The following is a 16,403-nucleotide window of genomic DNA, read 5'->3' on the forward strand; positions in this document are numbered from 1 at the left end:
TATGTATTTTTATTAGTTAATCTTACCATTGCGATTGAAACTTGGCAGGTTAAAACCAGGTTCTTTATGCATCCAAATATAAAAAGCGCGACCAGTTAAATTCGCTTCAGGGACAAATCCCCAAAAACGACTGTCTGCACTTTGATCTCTATTATCACCCATTGCAAAATACTGTCCTTTCGGCACAGTTACTTCCCAATCCTGCCCATTACTTTGAATAAAAACATTATTTTCTTTGGCAACAAATGGAACGAGTGCGTCAGCTCCACGTAACTTTGCAAATTGAAATTGTTCTGCTAAAGGATTACGACCATCTAAATAACGAATTAAATGCTGGTGTTCACCTAATGTTTCTTTAAAGTAATAAACTGTAGGAGTTTCTAATTGATCTTTATCACGTTTAAATTCAGTTGCGACTTTAGCAATTTGCTTTCCGTTAATAATTAATTGTCCAGCTTTAAACTGAATATGGTCGCCTGGCAAACCCACCACACGCTTAATATAGCTAATGGTTGGTTGTGGTGGATAACGAAATACGATCACTTCACCACGTTTTGGCTCACCTACATCAATTACTTTTGCATTTACAATCGGTAAACGCACACCATAATCAAATTTATTTACTAAAATAAAATCACCTGTTTCTAAGGTAGGTACCATAGAATCAGATGGGATATTAAATGGTTCATATAAGAAAGAACGAAGGATTAAGACTAGTGCTAACACGGGCCAAAAATCATATGCCCACGTTATAACAAAATTTTCCTGATCACGCCCTTTATTTGCACGTTGTTTTAGTACAAATTTATCGAGTAACCACACTAGAAAAAAAATTAGTGTAACTGGTACCAGAATCAAATTAAAATCAAAATCCACACGCCCTCTCTCACAGCACAGCTGCTCGTCTTGTAGCGAGGTTCGAAAAACCACCTCGCTCATCTTTTCTTTATCTATCCACTTTCAATACGGCTAAGAATGCTTCTTGAGGAATTTCAACACTTCCTACTTGTTTCATACGTTTCTTACCTTCCTTTTGTTTCGCAAGAAGTTTCTTCTTACGTGAAACGTCACCACCATAACATTTTGCCAATACATTCTTACGCATGGCTTTTACGGTAGAGCGTGCAATGATTTGTGCACCAATTGCCGCTTGAATTGCAACATCATACATTTGGCGTGGAATCAAATCTTTCATCTTCTCAACCAAGGCAATACCGCGATGACGCGCATCTTGACGGTGGCAAATCATTGCCAGAGCATCCACCTTTTCGCTATTAATTAACACGTCAACCTTAACTAAAGCTGAACTCTCAAAACGCACGAAGTTGTAATCTAAAGATGCAAAACCACGTGAACAAGATTTCAACTTATCAAAGAAATCCATGACCACTTCTGCCATAGGAATTTCAAAAGTGATTGAAACTTGATTACCTAAGAATTTCATATCTTTTTGCACACCACGGCGCTCAATACATAGCGTCATGACATTACCCAGATATTCCTGTGGCACAAGGATATGACACTCTGCAATCGGCTCACGCAAATCTTCAACTGTTGAACCATCAGGCATTTTTGATGGGCTGTCGATATAAATAATATCGCCTTTTTTAGTCAATGCTTCATAAATTACTGTCGGCGCAGAACTGATTAGATCAAGATCGTATTCACGCTCTAAACGCTCTTGTACAATTTCCATATGAAGCATGCCTAGGAAGCCACAACGGAAACCAAAACCTAAAGCATCTGAACTTTCTGGTTCAAAGAACAGCGCTGAGTCATTAATTTGTAATTTTTGTAGCGCTTCACGGAATGGTTCAAAGTCACTAGCATCAATTGGGAAAAGACCCGCATAGACCTGCGGTTTAACCTTTTTAAAACCTGGTAAAATAGCAACATCTGGTGTGTTCGACAAAGTAATTGTATCGCCCACAGGCGCACCAAAAATATCTTTAATACCAGCGATCACGAAGCCAACTTCACCCGCTTCGAGAATATCTGTTTCAGTATGTTTAGGATTGAATACGCCAACAGATGTAACTGGGTGAGTTTGCCCCGTTGATTTCACCAACATTTTGTCGCCCTTGCGGATACGACCTTGTTTGATTCGAACGAGAGAAACAACTCCTAAATAGTTATCAAACCATGAGTCGATAATTAATGCTTGTAAAGGTGCATCGCGATCACCTTCTGGTGCTGGAATCACATCAACTAGGCGCTCTAAAACACCTTCAACCCCCAAACCAGTTTTTGCTGAACACGTCGGTGCATCTGTTGCTTCAATCCCGATAATTTCTTCAATTTCGTGAATGACACGCTCAGGTTCAGCTTGAGGTAAATCAATCTTATTTAAGATGGGTAAAACTTCTAACCCTTGCTCAATTGCCGTATAGCAGTTTGCTACTGACTGTGCCTCAACACCTTGCGCAGCATCGACGACTAAAAGCGCACCTTCACATGCGGCCAAAGAGCGTGACACTTCATAAGAAAAGTCGACGTGCCCTGGTGTATCAATAAAGTTCAATTGATACTCTTGACCATTTGGATGGGTGTAATACAAGGTTACCGATGCAGCTTTAATGGTAATCCCACGCTCACGCTCAAGCTCCATAGAGTCTAATACTTGAGCTTGCATCTCGCGATCTTGTAAACCACCACACATTTGAATGAATCGATCTGCCAAGGTTGATTTACCATGGTCAATGTGAGCAATAATCGAGAAATTACGTATATTTTTGATATCTACGGATTTTTTAGCTTGCGCCATGGGTTACCTTAACAAAATAGAATGCTCGAAACTTATAACAAGTCATGAGCCAAAGCGGTTTAACAAAATTGTTGGGGATTATAGCAGAACAGCATTTCAAAGTATTCAAAATAATTATCCCATCAAAGCCTCTAGATGGTGATTTCAGTCCTTCGATTTACTCATATAAAGTTGAAAAATCCATCGGATTTAAACCTGATCCAATTGGCTGGTAGGCATGAGTAAAACTCGTTGACATACGCTTTGGACGACCTGTTATAATTTCAATACACGCCCATTTGGTATTCCCCACGAATAAAATACTTTGATCCTTTGGACGGTAAAATGCGTACTGACGAAAGGAATAGAGCGCATTAATATCATCTAACCATGTCCGTAAGATGATTTCTTCACCTTCAAGTGCTGCTTTCCGATATTGAACATGATGCTCTACCGCCACCATTGCATGTTTGAGTTCTAAATATTGAGCTAGACCTAAACCTAATTTTTCAATATGCGCTGCTGCGACATCTTGCATCCACTGAATATACATGACGTTATTGACATGACCTAAAACATCAATATGTTCAGGCTGTACAGTTATTCTCAAATCAAAAATAGTACTCATAAACCTACTTATTTCGTCAATCCAAGCTCAGTCGCATACACTAATCTAAACACTTATACATTACAAAATAAAAACCACCCTATTTCAGGGTGGTTTTAAAAAAACTGACAATAGCTTAAGGTAAACGTAAACCTAAAATTGCACGCTGACCTTGGCGAATAATAGCTACTCGAGCAACACTATTTTTTGGTAGAGCCGCCATTGTTTTTACAAACATTTGACTATTTAAAATAGGTGTACCATTCACCTGAAGGATAACATCACCTGCAACAATGTTTGACAATGATGCTAAGCTACCGCGTTTAACATCCTGCACCAATATCCCACCACGGACATCCAATTTTGCTTGCTCTTCAGGCGTTAAATTACGAATGCTCATTCCAAGACCACTGGTTGGATTATTTTTATCCTCAGCGGCTGGCGTATCGTCTGGTGCAGTACCTAAAGTTGCAGAAATAGTGCGGACTTTATCATCACGTAATACTTCTAATTGAACAGTCTGACTAGGTGCTACGCGATTTAATACATTTAACAAATCGCTCGTACGGGAAATAGAAGAACCATTAATTTTTAAAATCACGTCCCCAGACTTTAAACCTGCTTTTTCAGCCGGTGACTTCGGTGTAACTTGATTAATCAACGAGCCTTCTGGTTTTGGTAATTTGTATGCTTCTGCAAGGTTACGATCAATATCTTGCAACATCACGCCAAGGTATGAACGAGTTACTTTACCATTGGTTTTAAGCTGTTGAACTACATCCATCGCGACATCAATAGGAATAGAGAATGACAAGCCCATATAACCCCCAGTACCACTAAAGATACGCGAGTTAACACCAACCACCTCACCATGTTGGTTAAATAACGGACCACCAGAGTTACCAGGGTTTAATGCAGCATCTGTTTGAATGAATGGAACTGACGTTTCACCACTCATATTTCGAGATTTAGCACTCACAATCCCTGCTGAAGCAGAATAGTCAAAGCCAAAAGGTGAACCAATTGCTAAAACAGGCTCACCAACTTTTAACTGGTTTACGTTACCAATTTTTAATTCTGGGAAATTTGCACCATTTACTTTAAGCACAGCAACATCAGTGCGCTCATCACTCCCCACCAAAGTTGCATCAAGTTCACGTCGATCGTTTAAAGTAATACTGATACGAGACGCATTTTCAACCACATGGTGGTTTGTAACGAGATAACCATCTTTACTAATAAAAAACGCACTACCGTATGCAGTTTTTTCTTGTGGCCCTTGTTGCTGAGGTATAATGATTTGATTGCCAAAAAAACGTCGTAAAATTTCAGGCACTTGTTGCTGTAACAACTCTTCCTGAGTCATCTTTTTTACAACATTGACACTGACAACTGCAGGACTCACCTGCTCAACGAGGTTTGAAAAATCTACTGGTGAAGCAGCATTAACCTGTACTGCAGCAACTGTAAATACCGCAGCATACATTCCTTGTTGTAAATAGCGACTTTTCATGAAGTGAGAACCTACGTACTAATGATCTATAGAATATTAAGATTATGTTTGTATCATAACCCAACTGTAATCTTCGTAAAAATATGTTGATATTTTCAATGCATACAACGATGTAGCATATTGAAATGTGAATAAATTATGGAGAAAGTCTCCATGATTTATAAGCTTATTAACTTTTTATCGTGGGCAACTTAATATTAGATTAAAATGATGTATTGAATAATTATCCTTATTAGACTTTAAGGTGATTGACAATTCATATCAGTGAAAATTGTTTACATTCGCTAAAAAATCGTTCAATTCTAGGCAGATTGGCACTTGCCTTTTTTGTTAAAAAGCGTTGTCATTAGTGAACGTTTAAAACTGAAGCAGATCGACATGCCTGATTTAAAAACAATTCACCATTTTGACGTGATAATTGTGGGCAGTGGCGGTGCAGGTTTAAGTCTTGCACTCTCTTTACCGAGTCATTACAACATTGCCATTTTAGCAAAAGCTGAGCTCACAGAAGCCAGTACTTTTTATGCTCAAGGTGGTGTTGCTGCTGTCTTAGACGAGACTGATTCAATTCAACAACATATTAATGACACTATGATTGCAGGCGGACATCTTTGTGAGTTGGACGCCGTGAAACATACAGTCGAAGGTGGCAAGCCTTCTGTTGATTTCTTATTGAAGCAAGGTGTTCAATTCACTTTAGATGATGATGAGCAATTACACCTCACTCGTGAAGGTGGTCATTCACAACGCCGTATCATTCATTCTGCTGATGCAACAGGTAAGGCAATTTCAACCACGCTTGTTGAACGTGCTAAAGAACGTAAAAATATTACAATTTTTGAAAATTATATTGCGATTGACCTCATCACATTACATAAACTTGGTCATCAAGACAAAAATAATCGTGCGATTGGTTTATATGCATTAAATGAAAAAACAGAACAAGTTCATACATTTTTAGCCCCTTTCACAGCTTTGGCCTGTGGTGGCGCAATGAAAGCTTATCTCTATACCTCTAACCCAGACATTGCAACAGGTGATGGTATCGCGATGGCTTATCGAGCTGGTTGTCGTGTTGCCAATATGGAATTTAACCAATTCCATCCAACGTGTTTGTATCACCCGAAAGCGCGTTCTTTCCTTATTACTGAAGCCATGCGTGGTGAAGGTGCTTATTTACGTTTGCCTGATGGTGAACGTTTTATGTTGCGTCTTGACGAACGTGCTGAACTTGCGCCACGCGATATTGTTGCACGTGCGATTGATTATGAAATCAAACGTTTAGGTATTCGTCATGTTTGGTTAGATATCACACATAAATCACCTGAATTTATCACCGAGCACTTCCCTACGCTTTACGCACGCTTGCTCGAACTTGGGATTGATATTACCAAAGATATGATTCCTGTTGTTCCAGCAGCGCACTATACCTGTGGTGGTGTCGTTGTAGATGAGCATAGCCAAACTGACTTAGATGGTTTATATGCGATTGGCGAAACTTCATATACTGGCTTACACGGTGCTAACCGTATGGCAAGTAACTCACTGCTTGAATGTTTCGTTTATGGCATGAGTGCAGCGGAAGATATTCAAAACAAACATAATATTAGCTTTGAATTTCCAGATGTACCGTCTTGGGATGAGTCTCAAGTGACTGATGCCGATGAAGATGTTGTGATCTTACAAAATTGGGATGAATTGCGTTCAACCATGTGGAACTATGTGGGTATTGTTCGCACCACTAAACGTCTACAACGTGCGTTACATCGTATTGAGATGTTGAAGCGTGAAATCAACGAATACTATCAAGATTACCGCGTCAGTAAGAACCTGATCGAATTGCGTAACCTCGTTTTAGTTTCCGAAATGATAGTACGTTGTGCGATGGAACGTAAGGAATCTCGTGGTTTGCATTACACGTTGGATTATCCTGAGCTTTCTAATGAAATTCGCAAGACAGTGTTGACTCCACCGAATTTTAAGGTGGAACAGTTGTTGGTGAATGAGTAATACTTTTAAGTTTTTTGGAGCTTTCAAGACAACTTAAGGCTATTATTTACTATCGAGGTAGGCGACATGGATGTCGCCCGTTGAGCTGCGGTATCAAGGATGTACCGTCAGCTCAACAAAGGATTTTTGTTACTTTTCATCCTTGAAAAGTAAGGCATAAGTAATAGAGTTCAAAGCGTGATTTCAAACTTTTTCAACAATAAAGATTGAGAATATAGCTATTTTATTTCAAATATTGCAAAGCTTCTTCAAACACCACATCCGCATTCTGCATTGCATCTAAACGCTTCATCCGTTCAGGCTCTGCTTGCCACAAGGTCTCATAACCCGCACGCACTTTGGCAAAAAAACTTAGTTTCTCTTGTTCAAAACGATCTAGGGCGCCACGCTCTCGTGCACGAGTCATGCCCAACTCAATCGGCGCATCCAACCAAAAGGTAATATTCGGCATTTTCGCCACAAAAGTTTGATTTAATAATTGCAACTTTTCCTGACTTAAACCACGTCCAGAACATTGATATGCAAAGCTGGCATCAGTAAAACGATCACTCAACACAATCTTGCCTGCCTCTAATGCAGGTAAAATCACTTGTTGTAAATGTTGCGCACGTGCTGCATAAATCAATAACAACTCAGTATCATGACTCATTTGCTCTTCGTGATTCACCGCTAATAATAAAGAGCGAATCTGTTCAGCTAACGGCGTTCCACCCGGTTCACGCGTCAAAACGACTTCTTTACCTTGCTGTTCAAAGTACTGATGAATTTTACGGATGAGTGTCGTCTTACCTACACCTTCCGTACCTTCAAAACTAATAAACATCATTCATCCTACTTTTGCTTTGCGCGTAACGCAGTTAAATATTCTTGAACTGCACGATTATGATCTTCTAAAGAAGCTGTAAATTTATGCCCACCATTACCTGTAGCAACAAAGTAAATATTTTTAGCATCGTCTGGATGCATTGCTGCTTCAATCGCTTTTTTACTTGGCAATGCAATCGGAGTTGGCGGCAAACCATTGATCGTGTATGTATTATAAGGCGTTGGTGTCCGTAAATCATTGCGAGTGATATTGCCCTTATAATTATCCCCCATACCATAAATTACGGTTGGATCAGTTTGTAGACGCATACCGATTTTTAAACGACGTACAAATACACCTGAAACTTGTTCTAGTTCACTATCTAAACTGGTTTCTTTTTCAATAATCGAAGCCATAATTAGAGCTTGATATTTATCATTATAGGGTAAGTTCGGTGCTTTTTTTGCCCAAGCTTCATCTAATGATTTCATTTGACGGCGATATAAATCCGTTAAGATTTTCTTATCTGTTTCGCCCTTGGCAAAGAAATAAGTATCTGGTGCAAATAAACCTTCAGGGTGTGAATAAGGAATATCTAAAGCTTTTAATAATTGGTCTTGTGGTAGATCTAAAATAGTCTTGCTAACATTCGGATCTTTCTTTAAATTCTGTAGCAATTGTTTAAAAGTTGTCCCTTCAATCACCAAAATACGATTCATTTGTGCATTTTCAGCATCAGATAGCATATCAAGTACTTGACGAACACTCATCCCTTTATTGATTTCATACACACCAGCTTTCAAACTGTCGTGAATCATAAATTTTTGATAAATCTTTAAAATAATAGGGAAATTAACTTTGTTTTCTTTGGCTAGATGATCAATAAATTTTGAGTAAGTGTCTCCCGAAGAAATGACCAGAACCTGCTTTTTCCCTTCGACTGGATAGTTCTTAAATAAACTTGCCCAAAGCACACCAAGTACGAGCAAAAAAAAGACGATGATTACAATCAATAAGGCTTTGATAGAAAACTTAGACTTCGGTTGAGCTTTTGGCTTTTTCTTTGTTTTGGCTTGGGTTGTTGGTGGCTTTGGCATATTAATCAATCTGGCTAAGTTTCAATGTTTCAAATAAATCAAGGTAGGGTTGCTGCTCAAAAGCCCGACCATTAAATCGAATAACTGCTTTCATCGGATGTAAAGCGTTGCAGAAAAATAGACTTTGAATACGTTCAATATCATTAATCTCTACACAACTTTGCTCACATTCAATATTCTGTTGCTTCATACGAGATAGAATCTTGGCTCGCATGACGCCGTGAACGCCATTATAACGAAGTTCTGGTGTAATCCATCGGTCATTTATACGAATAAAACAATTACTGCTCACCCCTTCTACAATATAACCTTGTACATCAGTTACCAATGCTTCAAGCCACCCCTGATGGTCAGCTTCCTGCTTTAATAACACTTGTTCTAAACGGTTTAATGTTTTTAAACCCACTAAATGCGGCATATTCAAACCTAGAGCATGATTGAGTACTCCACTCTCAATCCACTCTGGTTGAAAAACTTGCATGACTTTAGGGTAATACCAAACATAAACATCAGCAGCATGTAAAGGTAAGCTATATCCTCGATCTCCCTCGCCTCGACTAATCACGATTTTTAAGGTACCATTCAAGGTAAAATGCTGTTGTTGTAGTTGTACTAAGGATCTATCTATGACCGATAAATCCACATCAAGACTTAATCTTTGGCAAGCCAATGCCAAACGAGCAAAGTGTAATTGTTTTAGTTCAAACGTATCTTGAAAAATTCGCGCAGTGGTAAAGCAACCATCTCCATAATGAAAGGCTCGATCTAACAACGGAATCGAATCAATCAATTGTCCATTTTTATAACACTGCATGATCAAAAATTCAGTCTCCAACACATCGTCATCATACCCTGAAACCTAAGTTTGGCAAAAGCATGTACACAATCCATGCCTCATTCATCATGATCTAGAATCCAATCGTTTATTAACAACTCGAATTAGCACGGACTCTCTAAATATATTCAGGCTTAATCTACCGAAACTCATTTTTAAATAAACATTCAATATGAATCAAATTCAACATCTTGTTTTATAGCTATATACGAAACAATTATCAGAAATTCAGCATAAGTTATGTCTTTTTTATATTTCTTTTTTCCTCATATCAAATTCGTTTTTAATTATTTTTTTTGCAAAAAAACTGGCGTTATGCTGCATCCATATTCCAAATCAAGATTTAATTTCAAGGGGTTTTTCATGCGTTTATCTCAGTTAAAAGTCGGTGTTATTGCCGCATTACTCTCCGTTTCATCTTTCGCGGCACAAGAGTTTTTAAATGTCTCTTATGATCCAACTCGCGAGCTTTATACCGATTTCAACAAGCAGTTTGGTGCTTTCTGGAAACAGCGTACAGGACAGGACATTGATTTCAAACAATCCCATGGGGGTTCAGGCAAACAGGCACGTGCCGTGATTGATGGCTTAAATGCTGATGTCGTAACACTTGCCCTTGCAGCAGATATTGATGAAATTGCTGAAAATGCAAAACTGCTTCCAGCTGATTGGCAGAAGAAACTACCAAATAACTCCACGCCTTACACCTCAACGATTGTTTTCCTTGTGCGTAAAGGCAACCCAAAACAAATTAAAGATTGGGGTGATCTGGTTAAACCAGGTGTAGAAATTATTACACCAAATCCAAAAACATCAGGTGGCGCACGTTGGAACTATTTAGGTGCTTGGGCATGGGCAAAACACCAAAAAGGTGGTAACGATGCCAAGGCACAAGAATTTGTTCGCCAAATTTACAAACAAACTAAAGTACTTGATTCAGGTGCACGTGGCGCAACTACTACATTTGCTGAACGCGGCATCGGTGATGTTTTACTGGCTTGGGAAAATGAAGCATTCCTAGCAGTACGTGAACAACCAGGTAAATTTGAGATCGTTACACCGTCACTTTCAATTTTGGCTGAACCTCCAGTGGCGGTTGTAGAAAAAAATGCTGAGAAAAAAGGTAATTTACAAATCGCTCGTGGCTATTTGAACTACTTATATTCTCCAGCGGGTCAGGAAATTGCAGCACGTAACTTCTATCGTCCTCGTAATGCAGCTGTTTTAAAGAAATATAGCGCCACTTTTAAACCTCTGAAGCTTGTCACGATCGATAAAGAGTTTGGTGGTTGGACCAAAGTACAAAAAACTCATTTTGATAATGGCGGTATTTTCGATCAAATCGTCAAGATCAACAGCACCACAAAATAATTTACTAATTAGGTAAATAAGGAGAGCGGACATGATTCATACCGTAATTGTTCCTGGTGTTGGGGGTAGCGAAGCTCAACATTGGCAATCTTGGTTACAACAACAACTCGTGTCTAGCTCCCGCGTTCAACAGAAACATTGGGACCGACCCGTTTTAAACGAATGGGTTGCTCAATTTGTTAAAACCGTTGCGACTATAGAAGCACCAATACAAATTGTTGCTCATAGCTTTGGCTGTTTAACCAGTGTTGCTGCTTTAGCTGAACATCCAGAGTTACAAACAAAAGTAAAAAAATTAATTTTGGTTGCACCTGCAAATCCTGCACGATTTGGCGAAGCGGGCTTTGCTCGTCACAGCTTGACTGATTACAAAAAGTATTTCCATCAGCTTAATATTGATGTGCCAACGACTTTATTAATCAGTGAAAATGATCCTTGGTTAGGTTATTTCGATGCTTTACAACTGGCACAGGCTTGGAAACTGACACCAATCAATTTGGGGCAAGTAGGTCACATCAATGTGGCATCTGGATTCGGCCCTTTTCCGGACATCCTTAATTACATGTTGCCTGAAAAAAAACTGCAACCTGTAATTCGAATGAGTCAGGCAAATTTTAATTTGAAATTTGCCTAGATTCCGATCTCAGTATTTTTTGGTTTTAGTGTTATTTATTTGCTGGTTTTAGCAAATATTTCTCTTTGAGGAAATATCATGTCGCAGCGTTCCCGAGTGCTGCCTGGGTTTGGTCTGTCTTTGGGCTTCACCCTCGCTTATGTATCTTTTATCGTACTTATTCCTTTATCAGCTGTATTTATCAAATCTTTAGGGATTGGATGGGATGGATTATGGGAAATTCTTACTTCAGAACGAATTTTAAAATCGTTACAACTCAGCTTTAGTACTGCATTGATTGCTTCTTTAGTCAATATAATCTTTGGCATACTGCTGGCTTGGTGCTTGGTTCGTTATAATTTCCCAGGTAAAAGAGTCGTCGATGCTTTGGTCGATTTACCTTTTGCTTTGCCTACCGCAGTGGCTGGGATTGCATTAACCTCGTTATATGCACCTACAGGTTGGATTGGTCAATATCTTGAACCTCTAGGAATTCAAGTGGCGTACACTCCGATTGGTATTACCCTTGCATTAATTTTTATTGGTTTACCGTTTGTAGTACGTACCGTGCAACCTGTTTTGAGTGACATTGAAACTGAACTTGAAGAAGCGGCTTCTGCACTCGGTGCAAATCGCTGGCAAACCATTACTAAAATCATTTTACCCATCCTATTCCCTGCACTATTAACAGGCTTTGCTTTGGCATTTGCTCGTGGTGTCGGTGAATATGGCTCAGTTATTTTTATTGCAGGGAATCAACCCTATAAGACCGAAATTGCCCCCCTCATGATCATCTCTCGTTTAGAGGAATATGATTATGCTGGAGCGACTACGATTGCTGTCGTGATGCTTGTTCTCTCTTTTGTCATCTTATTTTTAATTAATTTAGTACAAGCATGGGCGAGCCGTCGTACAGGGAGAACTGCGCAATGAGTTTAAATACCAATAGCAATGCTTTAGCCATAAAGTTGCAATCTCGTGATTCAACCCGTGAACCAACATGGGTCCGTTATACATTAATTAGTATTGCACTGATTTTCTTCTTAAGTTGCTTAATACTACCGCTCATTTTGGTTTTTGTTGAAGCATTTAAACAAGGTCTTTCAGTTTACATCAATGCCTTAACTGATTCTGACACCCTGTCGGCAGTCAAACTAACCTTATTGACAGCAGCGATTGCTGTACCGATTAATGTAGTTTTTGGTGTCGCGGCTGCTTGGGCTGTGGCTAAATTCCAGTTCCGTGGCAAAGCCATCTTGACCACCATTATTGATATGCCATTTTCAGTCTCCCCTGTAATTGCAGGTTTAATGTTGGTTCTGATTTTTGGTTCACAAGGTTGGGTTGGCGGTTGGTTAATGGATCACGATATTAAAATCCTTTATGCCGTACCTGCCATTGTTTTAGCCACAATTTTTATTACTGTTCCTTTTGTTGCTCGTGAATTAATTCCACTCATGGAAGCACAAGGGACCGAAGAAGAAGAAGCTGCGATTGTACTCGGTGCTTCAGGGTGGCAAACCTTTTGGAAAGTGACCCTACCAAATATTAAATGGGGTTTGATTTACGGTGTGATTCTGTGTAATGCCCGTGCAATGGGAGAATTTGGTGCGGTGTCTGTGGTTTCAGGACACATCCGCGGTGAAACCAATACCCTGCCGTTACACGTCGAGATTCTTTATAACGAATATACCTTTAGTGCTGCATTTGCTGTGTCTTCGTTACTGGCATTTTTAGCGATTATCACATTGATCTTGAAAACTTGGTTAGAAATACGGCAAGACCAAGCAAATGAACATCAACCGAATCACTAAGGAATGAACACATGAGTATTCAAGTTAAAAATATTGAAAAACACTTCGGTGCATTCCATGCACTCAAAAATATCTCTTTAGACTTTCCTGAAGGTGAATTAGTCGCTTTGCTTGGTCCTTCAGGCTGTGGAAAAACAACATTATTACGCATCATCGCGGGTTTAGAATCTGCTGATCATGGTCAAGTTTTACTTGAAGGCGAAGATGCCACCAATATCCATGTTCGTGAACGTCAAGTCGGTTTTGTATTTCAGCACTATGCCTTATTCCGCCATATGACGGTGTTTGATAATATTGCTTTTGGTTTACGCGTTCGCCCACGTGCAACTCGTCCATCAGAAGCCGAAATTAAAAAACGTGTCACGCGCTTATTAGATTTGGTTCAACTTGGATTCTTAGCTGATCGTTACCCTGCTCAACTTTCAGGTGGACAACGTCAACGTATTGCACTAGCACGCGCTCTTGCAGTAGAACCACGTGTTTTGTTACTCGATGAGCCTTTCGGTGCACTAGATGCCAAAGTTCGTAAAGAATTACGCCGTTGGTTACGAACCTTACATGATGAACTACATATCACATCTATTTTTGTTACACATGACCAAGAAGAGGCTTTGGAAGTCGCAGACCAAATTATTGTCATGAATAAAGGTGATGTTGAACAAATTGGTTCACCTCGTGAAGTTTATGAAAAACCAGCAACCCCCTTTGTTTTTGATTTCTTAGGTCAAGCAAATCGTTTTGAAGGCGAACATACTAGCGGTATCATCCGCCTCGGTGATGACCGTATTCAGTTACCGACTGCTATTGATGCACCGCAAGGCAAAGTGATCGCCTTTGCACGACCAAATGAACTACATATTCATGCACAACCACAGCCCAATACCATTGAGGCAACGTTTCTACGTGAAGTCTGGATTGCTGGTAAAGTGATTGCGGAGTTACAAGATCGCAGTGGGCGTACTATCGAAATTTTACTAAGTGTAGAAGAAGCTAATTTGCATCAATTCAGACCAAACCAAACCGTCTGGATTAGTGCAGCTCAACTTCATTTATTTGCAGACCAAACGACTCAAGTTGCTTAGAATAATATCTTGAGGGTGATTAAATAAATTTGATCGTTCCTCATCTTTTATGTGGAAAAATTATTATGAACTTTCAACAACTCAGAATTATTCGAGAAACTGTTCGCCAAAACTTTAATTTAACTGAAGCTTCTGCGGCACTTTATACCTCCCAATCTGGTGTCAGTAAGCACATTAAAGATTTAGAAGATGAGTTAGGTGTACAACTCTTTGTACGTAAAGGTAAACGTTTACTTGGTTTGACTGAACCAGGTCAATCGTTATTAAGCATTGTGGAGCGTATGTTAGTTGATGCTGACAATATTAAACGTCTCGCAGATGATTTTAATAAAGTTGATGAGGGGACATTAACGATTGCAACAACGCATACCCAAGCACGGTATGTTCTTCCACCGATTGTGAATCAGTTTAAAAAATTATTCCCAAAAGTACATTTGGTTTTACAACAAGCGAGTCCTGTTGAAATCTCAGAAATGCTACTCCAAGGTGAAGCAGATATTGGTATCGCAACTGAATCTTTGACGACGGAAGAGAACTTAGCAAGCGTACCTTATTATGAATGGCATCATAGTATCATTACACCTAAAGACCACCCGTTGACTAAATTAGATAAAATTAGTTTAGATGTATTAGCCAAATATCCATTGATTACATATCATGGCGGCTTTACTGGACGCTCCAAGATTGACAAGGCCTTTGACGATGCACAACTGCATGCCAACATTGTCATGTCCGCCCTTGATGCCGATGTCATCAAAACCTATGTTGAACTGAATATGGGTGTGGGTATTGTCAATGATGTCGCCTATGATGCTGAGCGAGATTATCGTCTACAACAGATCAAAACCGATATTTTTGGTGCCAATACCACATGGATCGCGGTACGTAAAGGACATCTTTTACGTGGCTATGGTTATGAATTTATTTCTTTATGTTCTCCAAAAACAAACATCAAAGAACTTAAAAAAGTGGCTTATCCAGAAGAATAAATCTAACAAAATGAATGGCCTTACTACTATTAGCCATTTATTTTTACCTAAAATCTGAGCATAAAAAAACGAGCTTTAAGCTCGTTTTTTTATGCAGAGTTGGTGCATTAGAACTTAAAGCTCACACCCACTTTAGCCACTGGCATCCACTCATACTTACTTTTGTTTTCAATATTACGTTGCTCTTTTTCAACAGCACTTTCTAATGTATTACCATTGCTACCAATGATTTGATTATCACCAGATGTTTTTAAGCTAACTGTTGGATTGCCTGTATAATAAGCACCTACCTCACCAAATAAACCAATATTTTTATATACTGGTGCATTTAAACCAAAGCCTAAATATGGTGAGATATTATTATCGTAGTTCATCGTACCATCAATTTTGGCACTTTGAGTTGAAGTTGTAGTGAATCGTTCACCATTCACTTTTACTAAACTATTGCTACCAACATTTTTAGTCAAACCATATTCATTATCCAAGTAAGCAACACCAGCAGCTACATAAAGTGAACGAGCGAACGCATTTTGACTCGCACCCCATGGATAAAGTTCAGCATTTAAATATGTGTTGTTATTCTCCATATCCATATCATATTTGGTACCGTCAATTTTCAAATTGTCAGACCATGAAATATCGCCACCATTGTAACCAAGGCTTAAACCTACATATGGATTAACACGATAAGAAATTGCACCACCATAACCTGTAGTACCCACTTCAGCACGAACTGAAACTGGATCTAAGTATGAAGGAAACGTAGAACCTGATTCCTTCACAACTTGTTCATCTGCTGCTAAAGCAGAACCTGCAATCGCTGTTAATGCACCTGCAGCCAAAATAACGCGCAAAGCTTTCATTGAAGTCTCCTCAAAAAATACTTTTATCTAAGGTATAGTTGTTACTGTAGTAAAATCTTAA

General features: G+C 39.1%; 15 protein-coding genes. 7 read left to right on the plus strand and 8 right to left on the minus strand.

Annotated features, from left to right (window positions below):
• Positions 1-12: 12 nt before the first annotated feature.
• The 4 genes from lepB to NO346_RS06120 form a co-directional block, all read right to left on the minus strand.
• Positions 13-876 (minus strand): signal peptidase I, encoded by an 864-nt coding sequence (gene lepB, locus NO346_RS06105; RefSeq protein ID WP_256414653.1) that lies wholly within the window; start codon positions 874-876, stop codon positions 13-15.
• Positions 877-946: 70 nt separating this feature from the next.
• On the minus strand, positions 947-2,764 hold the full coding sequence (gene lepA / locus NO346_RS06110) for a translation elongation factor 4 (RefSeq protein WP_087536433.1): 1,818 nt from the start codon (positions 2,762-2,764) through the stop codon (positions 947-949).
• A 157-nt stretch (positions 2,765-2,921) separates the two neighbouring features.
• Positions 2,922-3,371, minus strand: coding sequence for a thioesterase family protein (locus NO346_RS06115; protein ID WP_256414601.1), 450 nt, complete (start codon positions 3,369-3,371; stop codon positions 2,922-2,924).
• A gap of 115 nt (positions 3,372-3,486) precedes the next feature.
• Positions 3,487-4,863, minus strand: a complete 1,377-nt coding sequence (locus NO346_RS06120; RefSeq protein ID WP_256414602.1) for a Do family serine endopeptidase — start codon at positions 4,861-4,863, stop codon at positions 3,487-3,489.
• Between the two features lie 372 nt (positions 4,864-5,235).
• Between NO346_RS06120 and nadB the strand changes: the two genes are divergently transcribed.
• Positions 5,236-6,873, plus strand: coding sequence for an L-aspartate oxidase (nadB, locus tag NO346_RS06125; RefSeq protein WP_256414654.1), 1,638 nt, complete (start codon positions 5,236-5,238; stop codon positions 6,871-6,873).
• A gap of 223 nt (positions 6,874-7,096) precedes the next feature.
• Here nadB and tmk read toward each other — a convergent pair whose 3' ends face one another.
• The 3 genes from tmk to pabC are packed head-to-tail and all read right to left on the minus strand — an operon-like array spanning position 7,097 to position 9,589.
• Positions 7,097-7,696 (minus strand): dTMP kinase, encoded by a 600-nt coding sequence (tmk, locus tag NO346_RS06130; RefSeq protein ID WP_256414656.1) that lies wholly within the window; start codon positions 7,694-7,696, stop codon positions 7,097-7,099.
• An 8-nt stretch (positions 7,697-7,704) separates the two neighbouring features.
• Positions 7,705-8,775 (minus strand): endolytic transglycosylase MltG, encoded by a 1,071-nt coding sequence (gene mltG / locus NO346_RS06135; protein ID WP_256414603.1) that lies wholly within the window; start codon positions 8,773-8,775, stop codon positions 7,705-7,707.
• Position 8,776: 1 nt separating this feature from the next.
• On the minus strand, positions 8,777-9,589 hold the full coding sequence (gene pabC / locus NO346_RS06140) for an aminodeoxychorismate lyase (RefSeq protein ID WP_256414604.1): 813 nt from the start codon (positions 9,587-9,589) through the stop codon (positions 8,777-8,779).
• Positions 9,590-9,973: 384 nt separating this feature from the next.
• On the opposite strand from pabC, the gene NO346_RS06145 reads away from it, so the two are divergent.
• The 6 genes from NO346_RS06145 (at position 9,974) to NO346_RS06170 (ending at position 15,479) form a co-directional block, all read left to right on the plus strand.
• Complete coding sequence (locus NO346_RS06145; RefSeq protein WP_256414605.1) at positions 9,974-10,981, plus strand: sulfate ABC transporter substrate-binding protein; 1,008 nt, start codon at positions 9,974-9,976, stop codon at positions 10,979-10,981.
• A 31-nt stretch (positions 10,982-11,012) separates the two neighbouring features.
• Complete coding sequence (locus NO346_RS06150) at positions 11,013-11,615, plus strand: alpha/beta hydrolase (RefSeq protein WP_256414606.1); 603 nt, start codon at positions 11,013-11,015, stop codon at positions 11,613-11,615.
• A 78-nt stretch (positions 11,616-11,693) separates the two neighbouring features.
• Positions 11,694-12,527 carry a sulfate ABC transporter permease subunit CysT gene (gene cysT / locus NO346_RS06155; RefSeq protein WP_256414607.1) on the plus strand — a complete coding sequence of 278 codons (834 nt, stop codon included), beginning with the start codon at positions 11,694-11,696 and terminating at the stop codon, positions 12,525-12,527.
• Positions 12,524-13,408 carry a sulfate ABC transporter permease subunit CysW gene (cysW, locus tag NO346_RS06160; RefSeq protein WP_050041906.1) on the plus strand — a complete coding sequence of 295 codons (885 nt, stop codon included), beginning with the start codon at positions 12,524-12,526 and terminating at the stop codon, positions 13,406-13,408. Before cysT ends, cysW begins: the two co-directional genes overlap by 4 nt.
• An 11-nt stretch (positions 13,409-13,419) precedes the next feature.
• Positions 13,420-14,490, plus strand: coding sequence for a sulfate/molybdate ABC transporter ATP-binding protein (locus NO346_RS06165; protein WP_256414608.1), 1,071 nt, complete (start codon positions 13,420-13,422; stop codon positions 14,488-14,490).
• Between the two features lie 65 nt (positions 14,491-14,555).
• The gene (locus NO346_RS06170; protein ID WP_256414609.1) at positions 14,556-15,479 is read left to right on the plus strand and encodes a CysB family HTH-type transcriptional regulator; all 924 of its coding nucleotides are present in this window, start codon (positions 14,556-14,558) and stop codon (positions 15,477-15,479) included.
• A 107-nt stretch (positions 15,480-15,586) separates the two neighbouring features.
• On the opposite strand, the gene carO is transcribed toward NO346_RS06170, so the two are convergent.
• Positions 15,587-16,342 (minus strand): ornithine uptake porin CarO type 5, encoded by a 756-nt coding sequence (gene carO, locus NO346_RS06175; RefSeq protein WP_256414610.1) that lies wholly within the window; start codon positions 16,340-16,342, stop codon positions 15,587-15,589.
• Between the last annotated feature and the right edge of the window lie 61 nt (positions 16,343-16,403).

This window comes from Acinetobacter sp. 5862, from assembly GCF_024494585.1.
Classification (GTDB): domain Bacteria; phylum Pseudomonadota; class Gammaproteobacteria; order Pseudomonadales; family Moraxellaceae; genus Acinetobacter.